Below are 20,073 nucleotides of genomic sequence, written 5' to 3' on the forward strand. Positions count from 1 at the left end.
TCAGCGCGCCCGGTAGACGCAGTTCCAGACGTGCGCGCGCATGAAGGCGTCGAGCGCCGAGCGGCTGCCATTGAACGCATTGCGGTCGATCGGCTTGCCGTCGATGCGCGATTCCGGCAGCAGCGCGGTCGCCGAGCGATCACCGTCGGTGTACTGCCACAGCGCGAAGCTGCGCCACGGCAGACCGTCGAGCCGCGGACCCGAACCGTCACGCAGCAGGCCGCCGCCCTCGGCCCGCAGGCTGGCGATCCAAAGCGGCTGGCTGCCAAGCAACTCCCAGAGACCCGGCCGCTCGGCGATGTCGCCCCGTCGATCCTTCAGGAAGTTCTCGTAGCTGTAGACCAGGATGGGCCTGCCGGTGCGCGCGATGACGCGGCGGATGAAGCCGCCCAGCTCGACGGCAGGCATGAAATTGTCCGGGTCGCTGCTGGTGGGCTCCCAGTCGACGGCCAGCAGAATGCGCCGACTGGCCGACGGCAGGCGCTCGCAAGCCGCCTTCACGACCTTGAGGAAATCGTCGGCCTGCTGACTGCCGGTGCCGGTGCGGGTGCCGACGTGGTAGGCGCCGAGCCCGAGCCCGTGCGCCGCCGCCTGCGCCAGCCGCTCCTCGAAGCGGAAGTCGGCGTCGCTGAAATTGCCGACATCGAGCCCGATGGTGGCGCGGTGGATGATGATCGACACGGCATGCCGCGTCCGCATGCGCGCGTCGATCGTCACTTCGTTGTGGCTCGACAGATCGATGACGCTGGTCGTGAGTTGCTGCGCCGGCGCCTCGCCCGGCGCGAGGAAGCCCACGGCCAGCGCCAGGGCCCTAACGCAACCGCGCATCGTCCAGCAACTCGAGGAAACGCGCAGCGGCCTGGATGTCGGCGCGCAGGCGCTGATGACGCGATGTCGCTTCGGCATCGGCACCCCAGCGCTCGATCTCGAACAAGGCATCGAGCTCGGCGGCTTCGAACGCCGCGGCGCCGTCGAGGCGCCGGTCCGAGACGGCGAGCGCCAGCACGACCGAACCCATCCAGGTCGTGAGGTTGTAGAGCGCCGCCAGCGCAAGGTCGCCATGCGCGGCCACCGCCTGGCGGACGCAGTCGATCGCATCAGGCGACTGCGTGCGCAGCATCACGCCCGACGCCGGCTCCAGCCGTGCATCGTGGCGTTCACCGAGCCATGACAGCAGCGGATCCCAGACCTTGCACTGCCGAGTCACCAGCGAATCCGGGTCGGTGGCGCGATAGCACAGCAGGTCGGAACCGGCGTACTTGGTGGTGTCGGCAATGACCTTGTCGCGCTGCCCCGGCACGCGCTCCAACCCGGTCGCCGCCAATCGCATCAGCGGCATCTGCAAGGGCTTGATCTCGCCTCCCGCGGGCTGCGCCTGCCACTCCTCGGCGATGGCGCGCGCCAGATCCTGCTTCGGCACGACGATCGGCGTGCCACCGGGTGCACGGATCGGCTTGCCGTCGAGGCGTATGTCGAAGCCACCGTCGACTGCCGACGCGCTGGCCGTGGAGTAGAATCGCTTCATCGCGGACGACGCGGCGGGCGCGGTGGACGATCGATCGGGATCGCCGGTGGCTGCGGCAATTGCAGGCGCATCAACGGCCTCAGGCCGTCGATCCGCGCGGCGACGCGGGCGCAGGCATTGGGCGACGCAGCACTGCCGGCGTCACCGGGCGGTCTTCGGCCCGACGCAGCAATCGCTGCGGTCAGGCTTGGGATACGCACCTGCGGCGGCACGCCGGCGGGCAGCTTGTTGGCACCCATATCTACGTTACCGGAGACGCGCGCGAGGTTGCCCTTGATGCGCAACGGCACGGCGATCTGCATCAGCGCCACCTCGCGCGGCTCCGACCACAGGACGACCTCGAGCTGCTCATTGCGCATGTGCAGATAGCCGCCGCCAACGGCGGTGAAGCGCGGCGCATCGAGCGCGAAGCGGCGCATGCTGGCCACGCCATTGTTGATGTCGATGCGGCCACCAATGCAGTTGATGTGGCCGTTGCCGGGTTCGCCGAAGGCAAGCAGCTTCGACCATTGCGGCGGGAAGACGGGCAGCGCGTCCGGCGCCATCACGCCCGACGAAGCCGCGAACTCGACACTGCCGGAGGCCACCCCCATTGCGTCGCGCAGCGAACGACCGGTGCCGCGCAGGCGAAGGTCGATATCGACCGCCAGATCGCTGAAGCCGGTACCGAAGCCCAGCAGGGTGAGGATCTCATTGAGGGGCACGCGCGACGAGGAGGCATTGATCGTGGTGACCGGATTGTTCGGCGCGACGTCAATCTGGATGTCGAAGCCCGCCTGGCCACCGCCGATGGTAGCCGCCGGGCGCAGCGTCAGCTTGCCGTTGCTGAGCGCCAGCGCAATCGACAGATCCTGCACCTTCACCGACATGCCGCCAAGCTCGGCGATCTTGACGCTGACCGATGCGTTCCATCGCCGGATCATCTCAAACGGATAGGGATCGGCCGGGATCACTCGCTGATCCGCCGAGGGTGGCGGGGGCACCGTCGCACCCGGTGGAAGGACGGGGCTGACGCCAGGCTGGGCGACCATGGGCTGGGGCGTCCGCGCGCGCAGATCGGCGAGCTCGACCTTGTCGGCGGCCAGGTTGAGGGCAATCATCGGGCGATTCTGCCGGTCCTTGCGCAGGGTAACGTCTCCCTTGGCGACGCTCGAGCCGATGCGCAGCTCGACGATCTCGACCTTTGTAACGGCGCGCGGATTGGAAAGCTTGAAGGTCAGGGCAACGGGCGCGGTTTCCGGAAACGGGAACCCCAGCAGCGGCGCCAGCGCGGCCATCGAGCGGGCCTCGATCGAGCCGCTGACGCCCACCGCCTTGCTGGTCGCGGATCCGCTGATGGAAACGGGGCCCGCCCCGAACGTGCCCTCGAGCTTCAGCTCGCCGGGCAATCCCCGCATCCAGCCATCGAAGGTGCCGGCACGGCCGGCGAGTACGATCGGCTCACCGCCATTGATCTTGCCGGCGAAGTCGATGGTGAACGGCGAGTTGGTCGCCGAGGCCATGCCCGCGAAGCGCTCGATGGCCACGACCAGGGTCTGGCGGTCAGCGGTCTCGCGCAGAGTGAGCGTCGAGTTGTTTGCCTCGATGCGATTGATCCAGGGAAGAGTGGGGATCGTACGCACGCGCAGCGAGCGGCGCTCGCTGGGATGCGGCCCCGAACCTTCCACCGGTGGCGTCATTTCCAGGTTCGAGCGGCCACTGGCATCGCGCTCCACCAGAATATCGGCGCCGGCCAGCTCGACGCGACCTATGCGCAGCTCGCCCAGCAGCAGAGAGACCGGATCGAGGTGCAGAATCAGCCGGCTGATGCGCGCCATCTCCGGCCGGCTGCCGCCTTCCATGTTCGATACCGTGACGTTCTCCGCCACCGCGGAAGGCGACAGGGTGAAGTTGACGCGGAGCTGTCCCCTGATCACCAATTCACGGCCCGTGGCGCGGCGCACCTGGTCGACGATCTGGTTCTGGTAGCGGCTCAGATCGCGCGTACTGGCCCAGACATAGAGGCCAGCCGGCGCCAGCAGGGCCAGGAGAAGGCCCGCGCATGCGAAGATCAGCCAGCGTCTGAGACGTCCCATCGTGCGCCAGATGCGCCTGCCGGGGGCTGGCGGCGCTTGTCTCTTGGTTAGCGGGTGCCCGGCGCCACGTCGCGCGGCGAGGAGAACCCGAATGCAGTCATAGTACGACGAAAATGCGGCGGCGGTTCGGCAAAGAGGTCGAGCCGGCCGCTTCGCGGATGCGGCATGACGAGGCGGGCGGCGTGCAGGTGCAGCCCCGCTTCAGCCTCCGACGGCAGCCCCTCGGTGCCCGGTCGTGGACCGTATTTGACGTCGCCGAGGATCGGTGTGCCCAAGGCCGCGCAATGGGCGCGCAGTTGATGCGTCCGTCCGGTCAGCGGTCGCAGCACCGCCAGTGCGACATGCTTGCCCACGGTGTCGGCGACCACGTAGTCGGTGATCGCATCGTCGCCCTCCTCGTGGTCCACCGCCATCGCCTCGCGACCGCGGCGGCCCACGGCGGTCTTGGCCAGCGGCAGATCGATGCGGCCCCGCTCGGCCTTGGGCACGCCGACGAGGATGGCCCAATAGAGCTTGGTGGTGTCGCGACGGCGGAACGACTCCGCGAGCTTGGCGGCCGCCCCGGCGGTGCGGCCGAGCACCAGCAGGCCGCTGGTGTCGCGATCAAGACGATGCACCAGGCGCGGCCGCTCCGTGGCCTCGAATTTGAGCGAATCGAGCATGCCGTCGACGTGCACCGAGGTGCGGCTGCCACCCTGAACCGCCAGGCCGGGCGGCTTGTTCAGGACCAGGACCAGCGGGTCGCGATGGACGATGCGGGACTTGAGGTCTTCGATCAGCCCCGGCGGCGCGGAGATGGCGCGCTTTTGCCCGTCGGCGGGCTGGATTTCCAGAGGCGGGATGCGGATCACCTGGCCGGCGGCCACCCGGTCGCCCGACTTGGCGCGCTTGCCGTCGAGACGGATCTGGCCACCGCGCAGCAACTGCTCCAGCCGCCCATGGGTCAGTCCGGGATGATGGCGGCGGAACCAGCGATCGAGGCGGATCTCGGCATCGTCGGCCTCGACCGTGACCTGCTGGACGCCAGGCGCGCCTGTGTCGCTCATGGCGCGAGGGTATCGCATGGACGGGGTCCCGCCGGCTATCGTCGGCCGATGGGTGACCTGGACCTGACCGCCGAAATCGAGCGGCTCGCTTTCGAGACGTTGACCCCGGTGGCGCCGCTGGCGCCGCCGGCGGCGACCGTCACGGCCCGGCTGTTCCGTCCGGACGGCCACGCTCGACCGGCGCCGGCCATGGTGATCCTCAGCAGCAGCGCCGGCGTGCAGCGGCATCGCGAGCTCTACTATGCCCGACGCCTGGCCGAGGCGGGCGTCGCCGCCTGCGTGGTCGACAGCTTCGGCCCGCGTGGCGTGCGCTCGACCGTGGCCGACCAGTCGAGGGTTTCGGCCTTCCAGATGGAATGCGATGCGGTCGCCGCCCTGCGCCTGCTGCGCGAGGACCCGGCGATCGACGGCGGGCGCATCGGTGTCATGGGCGTATCCAAGGGCGGCGTCGCAGCGATCAACAGCGCCATCGCCGTGCGCCGGGCCTGGCGCGGCGTCGATGACGACTTCGCCCTGCATGTCGGCATCTGCCCGGGCTGCGTGGCGCAGCATCGCAATGCCACGACCACCGGCCGGCCGGTCTTCTTCATGCTGGCGCGCCACGACGACTACACGCCGGCGCGTTTCGCCATCGACTATGCCCAGCGCATGCGCGCCGCCGGCAACAGCGCCATCCGCGTCAAGGTCTACATGGCACACCACGGCTGGGAATCGATCGGTCCTGTCTACGCGATCGCCAACGCGCAGAACTATTCACGCTGCGCCAACCTGATCGAGGACGACGGTCGGCATTTCGTGGCGGCGGCCGGACGCGCCATGAGCGAGGCCGAGTACCGGCAATGGGTCCGCGACAACAACCTGCTGGATTTCGGCGCCCATGCCGGCGGCGGGTCGGCGTCGCTCAGAGATCGGGCCACCGAGGACTTGCTGGGGTTCCTGGCAGTGCACGGGTTCAGGCAGTGACACTGCGCGCCTTTGCAGGCGGCCGAGCGTTCACATATAAATGGGCCCACAAGACAAGGGGGAGTAACACCTTGAGGCTCTTTTCTGGCGTGGCGGCACGTGTTGCATCCCTCGTGCAACTTGTTGCCCTTGCCACCGGCTTCGTGGCGATCCTCGCCGTCTCGGCGGCAGCCCAGGGCGACGTGGTGTCCCTGGCCCTGCGCGAACGGGTCAAGCAGGCGGTCCAGGCCAGCACGGACTACGCCGCCCCGATCCACGGCGCGATCGAGAAGCACTACCAGGAGCGGTCCTTCGAGCCGCTGTGGCTCAAGGACGGGCGCCGCAGCGAGAAGGCCACCGCCCTGCTCGCCGCCCTGCGCAGCCTGACCGCCGATGGACTGGAACCCGAAGACTATGACGTCTCGGCCGTCGAGAAGCTGCTGGACTCGCAGACCGCGCTGGACCTCGCCCGGGGCGACTTCCTGCTGACCCGTGGATTGCTGTTGGCCGCCGCCGACCTGTCGACCGGACGGGTCAACGCCAACGCCATCGACAAGGACATGTCGCCTGTCCAGCGCAAGCCGGACTACGACCTGCTGCTGCGTGACGGAGCGGCCCATGCCGATCCCAAGGCCTTCTTCGAGACCCTCATGCCGCAGGGCGTACAGTATCCGGCCCTGAAGAAGGCGCTGGTCGAGTGGCGCGAGAAGGCCCGCACCATCCGCTACACCACCGTCCCGCCGGTGACCACGCTGCTCAGGCCCGGCGCCGTCGACCCACGCATCGCCGTCATCCGCACCCGCCTGGCCGAGACCGAGCCCAACGTACCTGAGCCCGGTGCCAACGGCCCGAATCACTACGATGATGCGCTGGTCGACGCGGTCAAGCGTTACCAGGAGGAGCACAATCTCAGCGTTGACGGTGTGATCGGCGCCAAGACCGTCTTCTCCCTAAACATCCCGATCGAAGAGCGGGTGCAGCAGGTCGTGGTCAACCTCGACCGCCGCCGCTGGGCGGCGGAAACCCCGGGCGAGCGCTTCGTGATGATCAACGCTGCCGACTATTCGATGTACTTCTTCGACGAGGGCAGGATCGCCTTCCGCAGCAAGGTCATCGTCGGCAAGCCCAATGAGCAGACGCCGGAGATCACCAGCACGCTGATCACCTTCCAGACCAACCCCTACTGGACGGTGCCCAGCTCGATCGCCGGCAAGGAACACCTGCCGCTGCTGCGACGCGATCCCTACGCGCTGCAGAAATCGAACATGCGCATCTTCACCGACTGGTCGAGCGATACCGAGCTCGACCCCGCCTCCGTGGACTGGGAATCGATCAATCCCAAGGCCTTCCCCTACCGCATCCGCCAGGAGCCGGGCCCCGGCAACGCGCTTGGCTACATCTTCTTCGGCTTCAAGAACAAGTACGGCATATACATGCACGACACCGCGTCGCGCTTCCTGTTCACCCAGGGCAGCCGCAATTTCAGCTACGGCTGCATCCGGCTGCAGAACCCATTCGACTTCGTCGAAGCGGCGTTCAAGAGCAGCGAGATGAAGGCGCGCGTCGCGGCGGCGGCCAATTCCGGCAGGCAGGCGAGCTTCGGATTCAGCAAGCCGATCGACATCCACGTCACCTACCAGACCGTATTCGCCGACCTGGACGGCAAGGTTCAGTTCCGCGACGACGTCTACGGCCGCGACCGCAAGGTCGCCGCCGCAATGAAGCGGGTGCGGGTGTTGGAGAAGCGCTCGTCGTAGATTCCCTCTGTCATCCCTCGGTGCGCTCGGGATGGCAGTGCCTGATTCTACGGATCTCCCGAACGCTGTGAACGCAATCGCGCCCAGTATTCGATGCGCTTGAGGATGTCGCGTTCGAAGCCGCGCTCGACAGGGCGGTAGAACTGCCGGCGCGCCATGCCGTCGGGGAAGTAGTTCTGGCCCGAGAACGCATCGGGCGCGTCGTGGTCATAGTCGTAGCCGCGGCCGTAGCCGATCTCCTTCATCAGCCGCGTCGGCGCGTTGAGGATGTGCATCGGCGGCATCAGCGAGCCGGTCTCCTTCGCCGCGCGGTTTGCCTCGCCCTGCGCGACATAAGCGGCATTCGATTTCGGCGCGGTGGCGAGATAGATCACTGCCTGGGCGATCATCAACTCGCCCTCGGGCGAGCCTAGCCGTTCATAGGCGTCCCAGGCCGCCAGCGTCTGCGGCAGCGCCTGCGGGTCGGCCATGCCGACATCCTCCGAGGCAAAGCGCACCAGCCGGCGCACGACGTAGAGCGGATCCTCGCCGCCCTGCAGCATGCGCGCGAACCAGTAGAGCGCGGCATCGACGTCGGATCCCCGCAGCGACTTGTGCAGGGCGCTGATCAGGTTGTAGTGGCTCTCCTGCGCCTTGTCGTAGATCGGCGCGCGCTTCTGCATCAGCGCGGCCAGCCCCTGCGCGTCGAGCGGCGTCTGTTCCTTCAGCTCGAAGAGCTGCTCGGTCATGCTCAGCAGGTAGCGGCCATCGCCGTCGGCCATGGCGCAGAGCGCGTCGCGACCGTCGTCGTCGAGCGGCAGCTTCCGGCCCATCGCCTGCTCGGCCCGTTGGATCAACAAGCGCAGCGCCGTGTCGTCGAGACGCCGCAGCACCAGCACCTGGCAGCGCGACAGGAGCGCGGCGTTGAGCTCGAAGGACGGGTTCTCGGTTGTCGCGCCGACGAGCGTCACGGTACCGTCCTCGACAAAGGGCAGGAAGCCGTCCTGCTGGGCGCGGTTGAAGCGGTGGATCTCGTCGACGAAGAGCAGGGTGCCCTGCCCCGCCGCGCGCCGGCCGCGCGCCGCCTCGAAGACCTTGCGCAGATCGGCGACACCGGAGAACACCGCCGACAGGGGCTCGAAATGCAGGTCGACGCGATCGGCCAGCAGGCGGGCGATGGTGGTCTTGCCGCAGCCCGGCGGGCCCCAGAGGATCAGCGAGCCAAGCCGGCCGCTCTGCAGCATGCGACCCATTGGCGCCGTCGGCGCCAGCACGTGGTCCTGGCCGACGACTTCCTCGATGCTGCGCGGGCGCAGGCGGTCGGGCAGCGGCGCCGGCGCCAGCCCGGCGAACAGCGAATCGTTCGCCGGTTCCGCGCGCCCCTTCCTCGCCGCCACCGGCCCCTTCCTCAGCCGCGGAAGGTGAAGGTGCGCTCCTCGCCCTTGCGGCGCACCGTGACCGACCAGCCCGGCTTCTCGCCGCCCAGCGCCGAGCGCAGGGTGGCCACCGAATCGATCGGCTGCCCGTTGATTGAAACGATGTAGTCGCCCGGCCGGACGACGCGCGCGATCGGCGCACCCTGGGCGATCTCGGCGACCACCACCCCCTGCGTCCAGGCATCGACGCCCAACTCGTCGGCCACCGCCGGCGACATGTTCATCACGGTGACGCCGGCCAGCGGATTGCGGCCGCTGAGCTGCGAACGGTCGCGCGCAGGGTTCTCCGGCGGCGCGGTCAGCCTGACCTGCACCGAACGCTCCTGGCCGCGACTCAGCACACGGACGTTGGCGGTGCTGTTGAGCGGCAGCGTCGCGAGACGGAAGCGCAACGAGGCCTCGTCGTCGACCGCCTGCTCGTTGATGCTCAGCATGACGTCGCCGACGCGCAGGCCGGCCCTGGCCGCCGGACCGTCAGCCGCCACCGCTCGCAGGATCACGCCGTGCGGCCTCGCCAGGTTGAGCGACGTGGCGATATCGGCGCTGACGCGCTGCACGCTGGCGCCGATCCATGAGCGCACCATGCGCCCACCGCGCTCACCGGCCTCGATCATGCGCGCAATGATATTCGACGGCGTGGCGAAGCCGATGCCGATCGAGCCGCCGCTGCGCGAGAAGATCGCGGTGTTGATCCCGATCAGCCTGCCGTCCATGGACACCAGCGCGCCGCCGGAATTGCCGGGATTGATCGCCGCGTCGGTCTGGATGAAGAATCCGTTCTCGGTCACGCCGCTGCCGCTACGGGCCAGCGCCGAGATGATGCCGCTGGTCACGGTCTGGTTGAGGCCGAAGGGATTGCCGATCGCCAGCACCAGGTCGCCGACCTCGAGGGTGTCCGAATCGCGCAGTTCGAGGAATGGCATGTTGCCGGGCTCGCCATCGAGCTTGAGGATGGCGAGATCGTAGCGATCGTCGGTCGACAGCACCGTGGCGGCGAATTCGCGCCGGTCGGCGAGCACGACGTTGATCTCAGTGGCGCCGCGCACGACGTGATTGTTGGTCACGATCAGGCCGCCCTGGCGCACGATGACGCCGGAGCCGAGCGACTGCGCCACTCGCTCCTTCGGCAACTGGCGCAGGAACTCGTCGCCGAAGAAGCGCAGGAATGGCGGAATCTCCTGCTTCACCCGTGTGCGGGCGTAGATGTTGACGACGGCCGGCGAGACGCGCTTGACCAGCGGCGCGAAGGAGACCTGCATCTGGTCGCGCGATGCTGGAACCTGCTGCGCCCAAGTCGGAGCCGCCGAAAGCAGGCCGGCGACAAGAGCCACGGACAAGGCGGCGATCCTTGCATTCATCTGGCGCTCGCTCCCCATGGAGACAGTGTAGACCTCGAAACGCCCGGGTAGAAAAGGAAAGAGGCGGCACTGTGGCCGCCCCCTGCCCGTTCCCCGCTCGCCACAGGCCGTTACGCTGCAGCCTCGGCGTTCTCGTCCGCCTTCTCGGCCGACGGGCCGCTGTCCTGGCCCTTGGCGTCGACATCGCGGTCGACGAACTCGATCAGCGCCATCGGCGCGGCGTCGCCGTAGCGGAAGCCGGCCTTGAGCACGCGGGTGTAACCGCCGGCGCGGCTCTTGTAGCGCTCGGCGATGGTCGTGAAGAGCTTGTGCACCATGCCCTCGTCGCCGAGTTGCGCCAGCGCCTGGCGGCGGGCATGCAGATCGCCGCGCTTGCCCAGCGTGACCAGCCGCTCGACAATCGGGCGGATGTCCTTGGCCTTGGGCAGGGTGGTGCGGATCTGCTCGTGCTTGATCAGCGCCAACGAGAGGCTCTTGAACAGCGCCTTGCGCTGGGACGAGTCCCGGTTGAACTTCCGTCCGTTCATTCCATGTCGCATCGTCAATCTCCAATGTTGTGTTTATCGACGGCCGCTTGCGATTGCGCGGCCGCGTTGGGGGCCCCGGGGCCCCGGCACGCTACAAACTTACGCCACAGGCTCAGTACGGCTCCTCGAGACGCTTGGCGAGCTCCTCGATGTTCTCCGGCGGCCAGTTGGGGATCTCCATGCCGAGATGCAGACCCATCTGGGCAAGAACTTCCTTGATCTCGTTGAGCGACTTGCGGCCGAAGTTCGGCGTGCGCAGCATCTCGGCCTCGGTCTTCTGCACGAGGTCGCCGATGTAGATGATGTTGTCGTTCTTCAGGCAGTTGGCGGAGCGCACCGACAGTTCCAGCTCATCGACCTTGCGCAGCAGGTTGCGGTTGAACGGGATGTCGTCGGCGACGACATCGGCCTTCACCGCCTGCGGCTCCTCGAAGTTGATGAAGAGCTGCAGCTGGTCCTGCAGGATTCGCGAGGCGATCGCCACCGCGTCGTCGGGACTGACCGTGCCGTTGGTCTCGACGCTCATCGACAGCTTGTCGTAGTCGGTGACCTGGCCGACGCGGCTGTTGTCGATCTTGTAGGCGACCTTCTTCACCGGGCTGAACAGCGCGTCGACCGGGATCAGGCCGATCGGCGCGTCGGCCGGTCGGTTGGCCGTCGCCGGCACGTAGCCCTTGCCGGTCGAGACCGTGAGCTCCATGTGCAGCGAGGCGCCGTCGTCGAGCGTGCAGATCAGGTGCTTGGGATCCATGATCTGGATGTCGCCGGTGGTCTCGATCATGCCGGCGGTGACCTCGCCGGGACCGGTAGCGCGCAGGATCAGGCGATGTGCCCGGTCGCTCTGCATTTTCACCGCCATCGACTTGATGTTCAGCACGATGTCGGTGACGTCCTCGCGGACACCCGGGATGGAGGAGAACTCGTGCAGCACGCCGTCGATCTTGATCGACGTCACGGCAGCGCCCTGCAGCGAGGACAGCAGCACGCGGCGCAGCGCGTTGCCGAGCGTCAGGCCGAAGCCGCGCTCGAGCGGCTCGGCGACGATGGTTGCGACGCGCATGGCGTCGCTGCCAGGCTCGACCTGCAGCTTGTTCGGCTTGATCAGTTCCTGCCAATTCTTCTGAAGCACGGGGGGCTACCTCTCGGATCGGCTTGCAGGCCAGGCATCGCGCGGACCCGCGGCGGCCTCGATTATCGGGCGCCGCGGCGACGGGCCGCGGCGTACTGTGGACAGCGGACGAAGATCAGACGCGACGACGCTTGGGCGGGCGGCAGCCGTTGTGCGGGATCGGCGTGACATCGCGGATCGCGGTGACGGCGAAACCCACGGCCTGCAGCGCGCGCAGGGCCGACTCGCGCCCCGAGCCCGGGCCCCGCACCTCGACCTCGACGGTGCGCATCCCGTGCTCCATGGCCTTGCGGCCGGCGTCCTCGGCCGCCATCTGCGCCGCGAACGGCGTCGACTTGCGCGAGCCCTTGAAGCCCTGCGTGCCGGACGACGACCAGGCGATCGTATTGCCCTGCACGTCGGTGATGGTGACCACCGTGTTGTTGAACGACGCATTCACGTGGGCGATGCCCGACGTGATGTTCTTGCGCTCGCGACGCCGGGGACGCGCGGCGGCGGCTGTGCCGCCGGCAGGTGCTTTCGCCATGACTTCGAACCTCTTGGCCTAGACGGCTTTCTTCTTGCCAGCGATCGGCTTGGCCGGTCCCTTGCGGGTGCGGGCATTGGTATGGGTGCGCTGGCCGTGGACCGGCAGTCCCCGGCGGTGACGCAACCCGCGATAGCAGCCGAGATCCATCAGCCGCTTGATGTTCATGGCCACTTCGCGGCGCAGATCACCCTCGACCATGTAGTCACGGTCGATGGTCTCGCGGATGCGAAGCACCTCGTCGTCGCTCAGCTGGTTGACGCGCCGCTCGTCGGCAATGCCAACCTTCTGGCAGATCTCCTTGGCCTTCAGCGCGCCGATGCCATGGATGTACTGCAGCGAGATCAGGACGCGCTTGTTGGTCGGAATGTTAACGCCTGCGATACGGGCCAATTTCCCAGCTCCTTCAATACGTTAAGCGCGGCCGTATCCCGACGGTCGCGCTTCGGCTATTTCTGGAAAGCGCGCGATTATAGGGATCGAGCCTCGCGAGTCAACCATCTGCCGAGTTTGTCAAGCCTTTCCCACCACCGCCTTCAGCTGGCGGTAAACCTCGTCCATGGACGCCATGCCGTCGATCCGCCGCAGCACCCCGCGCGCACCGTAATAGGGCAGCAACGGAGCGGTCTGGGACCGGTAGGCGGCCATCCGGGCAGTCACCGTCTCGGCGTTGTCGTCCTTGCGGCGGACGAACTCGGTCGAGCCGCAGACGTCGCACACGCCCTCCGTCTTCGGCCGCTTGAACGTGTCGTGGTATCCCGCGCCGCACTTGGCGCACGAAAAGCGGCCGACGATGCGTTCGGTGAGCACCTTTTCGTCGACCGTCATCTCGATCACGTGGTCGAGCTTCCAGCCGCGATTGGCCAGCATCTTGTCGAGCGCCTCGGCCTGGGCCGTCGTCCGCGGGAAACCGTCCAGGATGAAGCCCTGGGCGCAATCGGGCTGGCCGATGCGGTCCTCGATCAGGCCGACCATGAGATCGTCGGGAACCAGCCCGCCGCTCTCCATGATGCCCTTGGCCTTCCTGCCCAGCTCGCTGCCCGAGGCGACGGCGGCGCGCAGCATGTCGCCGGTCGACAGTTGCTTCAAGCCGAACTCGTCCTGCAGCCGCTGCGCCTGGGTGCCCTTGCCGGCGCCTGGCGGCCCCAACAGGATCAGCTTCATTTGTTCTTGCCCCCCTTCAGACGCGCCTGACCGATCAGGTCGCCGTACTGGTAGGCGAGCAGATGCGACTGGATCTGGGTGACCGTGTCGAGCGTCACCGAGACCACGATCAGCAGGCTGGTGCCGCCGAAGTAGAACGGCACGCCGCCCTGGGCGATCAGCACCTCGGGAATGATGCAGACCACCGAGAGGTAGGCCGCACCGATCGTGGTCAGGCGGGTGAGCACGTATTCGAGGTAGTCGGCGGTGTTCTTGCCGGGACGGATGCCGGGCAGAAAGCCACCATACTTCTTCAGGTTCTCCGCGGTGTCGGCCGGCTGGAAGACGACCGTGGTGTAGAAGAAGCAGAAGAACACGATCAGGCCGACATAGACCGCCAGGTAAAGCGGCTGGCCGTGGCCGAGATACACCGAGATCCACTGCACCCAGTCGCTGGTGCCCTGGCCCTGGAATCCGGCCAGGGTGGCCGGGAACAGCAGAAGCGAGGAGGCGAAGATCGGCGGGATGACGCCCGAGGTGTTGATCTTGAGCGGCAGGTAGCTGGCCTGGCCGCCATAGACCCGATTGCCCATCTGGCGCTTGGGATACTGCACCAGTATTCGTCGCTGCGACGTTTCGATGAAGACGACGAATATCACCACCGCGATGATGCCGATGATCAGGCCGATGATGAACAGCGCCGAGAGCGAGCCCGTCCGGCCCAGCTCCAGGGTCTGCACCATGGCCCCGGGCATGGCCGCGACGATGCCGGCGAAGATGATCAGTGAGATACCGTTGCCGACGCCGCGCGCCGTCACCTGCTCGCCCAGCCACATCAGGAACATGGTCCCGCCGACCAAGGTGACCACGGTGACGAAGCGGAAATAGAGTCCGGGATCGTGGACCACCGGGCCGACGGCGCTGGTCTGAGATTCGAGGCCCACGGCGATGCCGTAGGCCTGGATAGCCGCCAGGAAGACGGTGCCGTAGCGGGTGTACTGGTTGATCTTCTTGCGGCCGGCCTCGCCTTCCTTCTTCAGCGCCTCGAGCGACGGAATCACCGTCGTCAGGATCTGCATGATGATGGAGGCCGAGATGTACGGCATGATGCTGAGCGCGAAGATCGACATGCGGCCGATCGAACCGCCCGAGAACACGTCGAGCATGCCAGCGAGGCCGCCGGACTGTCGCTGGAAGACTTCCGCGAGGGCGGCCGGATCGACGCCGGGCACCGGGACGTAGGAGCCGATGCGATAGACGATCAAAGCGCCCAGGGTGAACCACAGGCGCTTCTTGAGCTCGGTCGCCTTGCCGAGATTGCCCCAGTTCAGGTTGCGGGCGAGCTGTTCGGCGGCTGAGGACATGGCTTCCGATCCTCCGGCAGCCGGCGGCGCAGCGCCGGCGCATCATCGATCGCGGGCGGGAAACAGCCGCGGCTAGGCCGCTTCCGCCTCGACGGGCGCCAGGACAGTCACCTTGCCGCCGGCCTTCTCGATCGCCTCGATCGCGGCCTTGGACGCGCCGGTCACGGTGATCTGGAGAGCGGCCTTGACCTCGCCCTTGCCGAGCAGGCGCACGCCGTCGCGCAGGTGGCGGACGATGCCGGCCGCCTGCAGGGCGGCAGCGTCGACCGGCTTGCCGGCCTCAAGCTTGCCGGCCTCGACGGCGCTCTGCAGCGTGCCGAGATTCACCAGCGCGTATTCCTTGCGGAACGGATTGTTGAAACCACGCTTGGGCAGGCGGCGGAAGAGCGGCATCTGGCCGCCCTCGAATCCCTTGATGGCGACGCCCGAGCGGCCCTTCTGGCCCTTGCCGCCGCGTCCGGCGGTCTTGCCCTTGCCCGAGCCGATGCCGCGCGCGACGCGCATGCGCGACTTGCGGGCGCCCTGGTTGTCGGAAAGCTGATTGAGTTTCATGGCTGGCTCACTTGGCGTCTTCGACGCGCACGAGATGCTGCACCTTGCCGATCATGCCGCGCACCTCGGGCGTGTCCTTGAGGACCTTGCTGCGGTGGCGCTTGTTGAGGCCAAGGCCGACCAGGGTCTCGCGCTGATCGTGGCGGCGGCCGATCGGGCTGCCGGTCTGCGTGACTTTGATCGTCTTCCGGTCGGACATGGGAACGCTCCTCAGGCGGCGGCTTCGGCGGCCTGGTCGTCGCGGCGGCCGAGGATATCGCCCACCTTCTTGCCGCGGCGGTTGGCGACCATGCGCGGCGACTGCACCAACGACAGCGCATCGAAGGTCGCCTTGATCATGTTGTGCGGGTTCGACGTGCCGACCGACTTGGCGACGACGTCCTTCAGGCCCAGCGTCTCGAACACGGCGCGCATGGCGCCGCCGCCGATGATGCCGGTACCCGCCGGAGCGGCACGCAGCACGACGCGGCCGGCGCCGAAATGGCCGAGCACGTCGTGGTGCAGCGTACGGCCCTCGCGCAGCGCCACACGGATCATGCCGCGCTTGGCCGCCTCGGTCGCCTTGCGGATCGCCTCGGGCACCTCGCGCGCCTTGCCGGTGCCGTAGCCGACGCGGCCGCGCTGGTCGCCGACGACGACGATCGCGGCGAAGCCGAAGCGCTTGCCGCCCTTCACCGTCTTTGACACGCGGTTGATACCCACGAGCTTGTCTACCAGCTCGCTCTCCTCGCGATCGCCGCCGGCGCCGCGCTGCTGACCCCGACCGCCGCCGTCGCGATCGCGACGACCGCGGCCGCCGCCGCCCTCGCCGTCGCGCGGACCGCGGCTCGAACCACCCGGTGCACGTGCCATGTGCCTGCTCCTAGAACGACAGGCCGCCCTCGCGGGCGGCATCGGCCAGCGCCTTGACGCGGCCATGGAACATATAGCCGCCGCGATCGAACACGACGGTGCTGACGCCGGCCTTGATCGCGCGCTCGGCGATCAGCTTGCCGACCTCGGTCGCCGCCGACTTGTCGGCGCCCGTCTTCAGCTTGCCCTTGAGCTGCTCGTCGGCCGACGAGGCCGAGGCGACCGTATGACCCTTCAGGTCGTCGATCACCTGGGCGTAGATGTGCTTGCCCGAGCGGAACACGCTCAGGCGCGGACGACCGCCGGCGCGCTGCTTCAGCGCGTGGCGGGTGCGGCGCTGGCGCCGCTCGAACTGAACCGACGTGGTCATGGCGGCCCTTACTTCTTCTTGCCTTCTTTACGCAGGATCTTCTCGCCCGCGTACCTGATGCCCTTGCCCTTGTAGGGCTCCGGCGGCTTCCATCCGCGGATCTCGGCGGCGATCTGGCCGACCTTCTGCTTGTCGGCGCCGCTGATCTCGATCTCGGTCGGCTTGGCCGTCTTGATCGTGATGCCCGGCGGGATCGGAATCTCGACGTCGTGGCTGAAGCCGAGCTGCAGCTTGAGCTGCTTGGCGTCCGCCGCGGCGCGATAGCCGACGCCGGTGATCTCGAGATTCACCGTGAAGCCCTCGCCGGCGCCGTGCACCAGGTTGTGAACGAGGTTGCGGTTGGTGCCCCACAGCACGCGCGAGCGCGGGTTGTCGTGGCGCATCTTGAGCGAGATCAGGTTGCCCTCGCGGACCACCTCGATGTCGTCATGCACGACCATCGACAGCTCGCCCTTCTTGCCCTTGGCCTTGATCGCCTGGCCCTTGATGTCGACCGTGACGCCGGCGGGCACCGGCACCGGGTTCTTTCCGACGCGCGACATGATCAGAACACCTTGCAGAGGACTTCGCCGCCGACATTGGCGGTGCGGGCCTCGCTGTCCGACATGACGCCTCGCGGCGTCGACAGGATGGAGATGCCGAGGCCGTTGTAGACCTTCGGCAGGTCGGCGATCTTGGAATAGATGCGCCGGCCCGGCGTCGACACGCGATGGACCTCGCGGATCACCGGCTTGCCGTTGTCGTACTTCAGCTCGACGCGCAACTCCTTGATGCCGGCGCGCATCTCTTCCTCGAAATAGCCGCGGATGTAGCCCTCGCGTTGCAGCACGTCGAGGACATTCGCGCGCAAACGGGATGCCGGCATCGTGACGCTGTCGAGCCGCGCCGCCTGACCGTTGCGGATGCGGGTCAACATATCGCCGACAGGATCGCTCAGTGCCATGACCGTCGTCTCCTTCGACTCACCAGCTCGACTTGACCACGCCGGGCAGCTGCCCGCGCGAGGCAAGGTCGCGCAACGCGATGCGCGAGAGCTTGAACTTGCGGTAGACCGCGCGCGGGCGGCCGCTCAACTCGCAACGGCTGGCCAGGCGGTCCTTGGCGCCGTTGCGCGGCAGCTCGTTGAGCGTGAGCTGCGCCTCGAAGCGCTCCTCCACGGGACGCGAGCGGTCCATGATCACTTCCTTGAGCGCCTTGCGCTTGGCGGCGAACCGCTTGACCAACGCCGCCCGGTTCTTGTTCTTCTCGACCATGCTGGTCTTGGCCATGTGAGCCTCCAGCTCTCAATTGACGAAGGGGAAGTCGAAGCCGCGCAGCAGCGCCTTGGCCTCGGCGTCCGTCTTCGCCGTGGTGCAGATGATGATGTCCATGCCGCGGACCTGGTCGACCTTGTCGTAGTCGATCTCCGGGAACACGAGCTGCTCCTTGAGGCCCATGGCGTAGTTGCCGCGGCCGTCGAAGGAACGGCCGTTGAGCCCGCGGAAGTCGCGCACGCGCGGCAGCGCGATATTCACCAGGCGATCGACGAACTCGTACATGCGGTCGCGTCGCAGGGTGACCTTGCAGCCCAGCGCCATGCCCTCGCGCACCTTGTAGGTGGCGATCGACTTGCGCGCCTTGGTGATCACCGGCCTCTGACCGGAGATGCGGGCGAGCTCGACGGCGGCGTTGTCGACCGCCTTGCGGTCGGCGACGGCCTCGCCGACGCCCATGTTGATGACGACCTTGTCGAGCTTCGGCACTTCCATCGGATTGCCGTAACCGAACTGCTTCAGCAGCTCGGCGCGCACGACCTTCTCGTAGTGCTCTTGCAGACGGGCGGGCATCTTTCCCACTCCCCTAGCGATCGATCGACTCGCCGGAGGCGCGCGCGATGCGCACCTTGCGGCCGTCGTCGAGGAACTTGAATCCGACGCGCGTCGGCTTGCCGCTCGACGGGTCGATGTGAGCCACGTTGGAGACGTGGATCGAGGCTTCCTTGGCGATGATGGCGCTCTCCTCGCCGGCGCGGCGCGCCTTCTGGTGTCGCTTCATCATGTTGACGCCCTGGACGACGACGCGGCTGGCGTCGGGCAGCACCTGGACGACCTCGCCCTGCTTGCCCTTGTCGCGGCCGGTGATGACGACCACCCGGTCGCCCTTGCGGATCTTCAGTTTCGGCATCGCGTCCTCACAGCACTTCCGGTGCCAGGGAGATGATCTTCATGAACTTGCGCGCGCGCAGCTCGCGGGTGACCGGTCCGAAGATTCGGGTGCCGACCGGCTCGTCCTGCTTGTTGACGAGCACCGCAGCGTTGCGGTCGAAGCGGATGGCGCTGCCGTCCGGCCGGCGGATCGCCGCGGCGGTGCGCACGATGACCGCACGGGCCACCTCGCCCTTCTTCACCTTGCCACGCGGGATCGCGTCCTTGACCGCGACGACGATGACGTCGCCGATGGTCGCGAACTTGCGCTTCGAGCCGCCCAGCACCTTGATGCACTGCACCCTCTTGGCGCCGGAGTTGTCGGCGACGTCGAGGTTCGTCTGCATCTGGATCATGTCTGCCTATCCGGCGGGTGACCCGCCGCTCCCAAAATGCTTGGCCCAGCCGTCCCTCAGGACGCCTGTCCGCCCTCGGTGATCACGACCCACCGCTTGGTCTTCGACAGCGGACGGCTCTCGATGATGCGCACGGTCGTGCCGGTCTTCACCGTATTGGACTCGTCGTGCGCGTGATAGCGCTTGGAGCGCCGGATGAACTTCTTGTAGACCGGGTGCTGAACGCGACGCTCGACCTCGACAACGACGGTCTTGTCCATCTTGTCGCTGACGACGACGCCCTCAAGAATTCGCTTCGGCATCTCGTTGCTCCTCAGGAGGCGGCTTTTTGCTTGAGCACGGTCATGATGCGCGCGATGTCGCGACGCACCGCCTCCACGCGGGCCGTGTTGCCCGACTGCGGACCGATCACCCCGTTGGCCTGCTGGAAGCGCAGGTTGAACGCCTCCTTGCGCAGGTCGCCGAGCTGGGTCTTGAGCTCGTCGGCCGTCTTGGCGCGCAGATCGCTGGCCTTCATCACGCGCCTCCCTCGCTCATGCGAGCGATGAACTTGGTCTTGATCGGCAGCTTCGCGGCGGCGAGGTCGAAGGCCTCCTTCGCCACGTTCACCGGCACGCCGCCGATCTCGAACATCACGCGGCCCGGCTTGATGCGGCAGGCCCAGAACTCCGGCGAGCCCTTGCCCGAACCCATGCGCACCTCGGCCGGCTTGAGCGACACCGGCAGATCCGGGAAGATGCGGATCCACACGCGGCCGGCGCGCTTCATGTGACGCGTGATGGCGCGGCGGGCGGCCTCGATCTGGCGCGCGGTGACGCGCTCGGGCTCGAGCGCCTTCAGGCCGTACTCGCCAAAGGCCAGCGTCGTGCCGCCCTTGGCCTGGCCGCGGATGCGGCCCTTGAAGGCCTTGCGGTACTTGGTTCTTTTCGGACTCAGCATGACACTGCCCTATC

General features: G+C 67.5%; 27 protein-coding genes. 2 read left to right on the forward strand and 25 right to left on the reverse strand.

The features are described 5' to 3' along the window. Genes KF889_26350 through KF889_26365 form a run of 4 tightly spaced genes read right to left on the reverse strand, consistent with a single transcriptional unit; the run spans window position 1 to window position 4,646 of the window. A complete protein-coding gene (locus tag KF889_26350; GenBank protein MBX3502982.1) occupies window positions 1-828 on the reverse strand; it encodes a glycoside hydrolase family 25 protein in 828 nt (275 codons plus the stop codon). Then, a complete protein-coding gene (locus tag KF889_26355) occupies window positions 812-1,525 on the reverse strand; it encodes an ATPase (GenBank protein MBX3502983.1) in 714 nt (237 codons plus the stop codon). Before KF889_26355 ends, KF889_26350 begins: the two co-directional genes overlap by 17 nt. After that, a complete protein-coding gene (locus KF889_26360; GenBank protein MBX3502984.1) occupies window positions 1,522-3,600 on the reverse strand; it encodes an AsmA family protein in 2,079 nt (692 codons plus the stop codon). Before KF889_26360 ends, KF889_26355 begins: the two co-directional genes overlap by 4 nt. A gap of 47 nt (window positions 3,601-3,647) precedes the next feature. Next, window positions 3,648-4,646, reverse strand: a complete 999-nt coding sequence (locus KF889_26365; protein MBX3502985.1) for an RluA family pseudouridine synthase — start codon at window positions 4,644-4,646, stop codon at window positions 3,648-3,650. Window positions 4,647-4,694: 48 nt separating this feature from the next. Here KF889_26365 and KF889_26370 point away from each other — a divergent pair, with 48 nt between their 5' ends. Together KF889_26370 and KF889_26375 are read left to right on the forward strand one after the other, a co-directional pair. Then, window positions 4,695-5,609, forward strand: a complete 915-nt coding sequence (locus KF889_26370; protein ID MBX3502986.1) for a dienelactone hydrolase family protein — start codon at window positions 4,695-4,697, stop codon at window positions 5,607-5,609. 71 nt (window positions 5,610-5,680) lie between these two features. Further along, entirely contained in the window at window positions 5,681-7,345 is a 1,665-nt protein-coding gene (locus KF889_26375; GenBank protein ID MBX3502987.1) for a L,D-transpeptidase family protein, read from the forward strand. A gap of 47 nt (window positions 7,346-7,392) precedes the next feature. Here KF889_26375 and KF889_26380 read toward each other — a convergent pair whose 3' ends face one another. From KF889_26380 to rplP, 21 genes are all read right to left on the reverse strand, one after another. Next, the gene (locus KF889_26380) at window positions 7,393-8,721 is read right to left on the reverse strand and encodes a replication-associated recombination protein A (GenBank protein MBX3502988.1); all 1,329 of its coding nucleotides are present in this window, start codon (window positions 8,719-8,721) and stop codon (window positions 7,393-7,395) included. An 11-nt stretch (window positions 8,722-8,732) separates the two neighbouring features. Continuing rightward, entirely contained in the window at window positions 8,733-10,118 is a 1,386-nt protein-coding gene (locus tag KF889_26385) for a Do family serine endopeptidase (GenBank protein MBX3502989.1), read from the reverse strand. A gap of 110 nt (window positions 10,119-10,228) precedes the next feature. After that, window positions 10,229-10,657, reverse strand: a complete 429-nt coding sequence (gene rplQ, locus KF889_26390; GenBank protein MBX3502990.1) for a 50S ribosomal protein L17 — start codon at window positions 10,655-10,657, stop codon at window positions 10,229-10,231. Between the two features lie 100 nt (window positions 10,658-10,757). Further along, entirely contained in the window at window positions 10,758-11,774 is a 1,017-nt protein-coding gene (locus tag KF889_26395; GenBank protein MBX3502991.1) for a DNA-directed RNA polymerase subunit alpha, read from the reverse strand. Between the two features lie 115 nt (window positions 11,775-11,889). Next, window positions 11,890-12,300 (reverse strand): 30S ribosomal protein S11, encoded by a 411-nt coding sequence (gene rpsK / locus KF889_26400; GenBank protein MBX3502992.1) that lies wholly within the window; start codon window positions 12,298-12,300, stop codon window positions 11,890-11,892. 18 nt (window positions 12,301-12,318) lie between these two features. Then, the gene (gene rpsM / locus KF889_26405; protein ID MBX3502993.1) at window positions 12,319-12,693 is read right to left on the reverse strand and encodes a 30S ribosomal protein S13; all 375 of its coding nucleotides are present in this window, start codon (window positions 12,691-12,693) and stop codon (window positions 12,319-12,321) included. A 120-nt stretch (window positions 12,694-12,813) separates the two neighbouring features. Continuing rightward, entirely contained in the window at window positions 12,814-13,464 is a 651-nt protein-coding gene (locus KF889_26410; protein MBX3502994.1) for an adenylate kinase, read from the reverse strand. Beyond that, on the reverse strand, window positions 13,461-14,807 hold the full coding sequence (gene secY / locus KF889_26415) for a preprotein translocase subunit SecY (protein MBX3502995.1): 1,347 nt from the start codon (window positions 14,805-14,807) through the stop codon (window positions 13,461-13,463). The genes KF889_26410 and secY overlap by 4 nt, the downstream gene beginning before the upstream one ends. Before the next feature lie 72 nt (window positions 14,808-14,879). Continuing rightward, window positions 14,880-15,359, reverse strand: coding sequence for a 50S ribosomal protein L15 (rplO, locus tag KF889_26420; protein ID MBX3502996.1), 480 nt, complete (start codon window positions 15,357-15,359; stop codon window positions 14,880-14,882). A 7-nt stretch (window positions 15,360-15,366) separates the two neighbouring features. Further along, on the reverse strand, window positions 15,367-15,558 hold the full coding sequence (gene rpmD / locus KF889_26425) for a 50S ribosomal protein L30 (GenBank protein ID MBX3502997.1): 192 nt from the start codon (window positions 15,556-15,558) through the stop codon (window positions 15,367-15,369). 11 nt (window positions 15,559-15,569) lie between these two features. After that, complete coding sequence (gene rpsE, locus KF889_26430; GenBank protein MBX3502998.1) at window positions 15,570-16,211, reverse strand: 30S ribosomal protein S5; 642 nt, start codon at window positions 16,209-16,211, stop codon at window positions 15,570-15,572. Window positions 16,212-16,221: 10 nt separating this feature from the next. Further along, window positions 16,222-16,581, reverse strand: coding sequence for a 50S ribosomal protein L18 (rplR, locus tag KF889_26435; GenBank protein MBX3502999.1), 360 nt, complete (start codon window positions 16,579-16,581; stop codon window positions 16,222-16,224). Window positions 16,582-16,589: 8 nt separating this feature from the next. Further along, window positions 16,590-17,123, reverse strand: coding sequence for a 50S ribosomal protein L6 (gene rplF / locus KF889_26440; protein ID MBX3503000.1), 534 nt, complete (start codon window positions 17,121-17,123; stop codon window positions 16,590-16,592). Window positions 17,124-17,125: 2 nt separating this feature from the next. Continuing rightward, on the reverse strand, window positions 17,126-17,524 hold the full coding sequence (gene rpsH, locus KF889_26445; protein ID MBX3503001.1) for a 30S ribosomal protein S8: 399 nt from the start codon (window positions 17,522-17,524) through the stop codon (window positions 17,126-17,128). A 19-nt stretch (window positions 17,525-17,543) separates the two neighbouring features. After that, window positions 17,544-17,849, reverse strand: a complete 306-nt coding sequence (rpsN, locus tag KF889_26450; GenBank protein ID MBX3503002.1) for a 30S ribosomal protein S14 — start codon at window positions 17,847-17,849, stop codon at window positions 17,544-17,546. A gap of 15 nt (window positions 17,850-17,864) precedes the next feature. Beyond that, entirely contained in the window at window positions 17,865-18,407 is a 543-nt protein-coding gene (gene rplE / locus KF889_26455; protein MBX3503003.1) for a 50S ribosomal protein L5, read from the reverse strand. A gap of 13 nt (window positions 18,408-18,420) precedes the next feature. Next, window positions 18,421-18,744 (reverse strand): 50S ribosomal protein L24, encoded by a 324-nt coding sequence (gene rplX, locus KF889_26460; protein ID MBX3503004.1) that lies wholly within the window; start codon window positions 18,742-18,744, stop codon window positions 18,421-18,423. A 7-nt stretch (window positions 18,745-18,751) separates the two neighbouring features. Next, the gene (gene rplN / locus KF889_26465) at window positions 18,752-19,120 is read right to left on the reverse strand and encodes a 50S ribosomal protein L14 (protein ID MBX3503005.1); all 369 of its coding nucleotides are present in this window, start codon (window positions 19,118-19,120) and stop codon (window positions 18,752-18,754) included. Window positions 19,121-19,176: 56 nt separating this feature from the next. After that, complete coding sequence (gene rpsQ, locus KF889_26470) at window positions 19,177-19,422, reverse strand: 30S ribosomal protein S17 (GenBank protein ID MBX3503006.1); 246 nt, start codon at window positions 19,420-19,422, stop codon at window positions 19,177-19,179. Window positions 19,423-19,433: 11 nt separating this feature from the next. After that, window positions 19,434-19,637, reverse strand: a complete 204-nt coding sequence (gene rpmC / locus KF889_26475; GenBank protein ID MBX3503007.1) for a 50S ribosomal protein L29 — start codon at window positions 19,635-19,637, stop codon at window positions 19,434-19,436. Beyond that, window positions 19,637-20,059 (reverse strand): 50S ribosomal protein L16, encoded by a 423-nt coding sequence (gene rplP / locus KF889_26480; protein MBX3503008.1) that lies wholly within the window; start codon window positions 20,057-20,059, stop codon window positions 19,637-19,639. Before rplP ends, rpmC begins: the two co-directional genes overlap by 1 nt. Between the last annotated feature and the right edge of the window lie 14 nt (window positions 20,060-20,073).

Source organism: Alphaproteobacteria bacterium, from assembly GCA_019635875.1.
GTDB lineage: Bacteria > Pseudomonadota > Alphaproteobacteria > Reyranellales > Reyranellaceae > JAFAZJ01.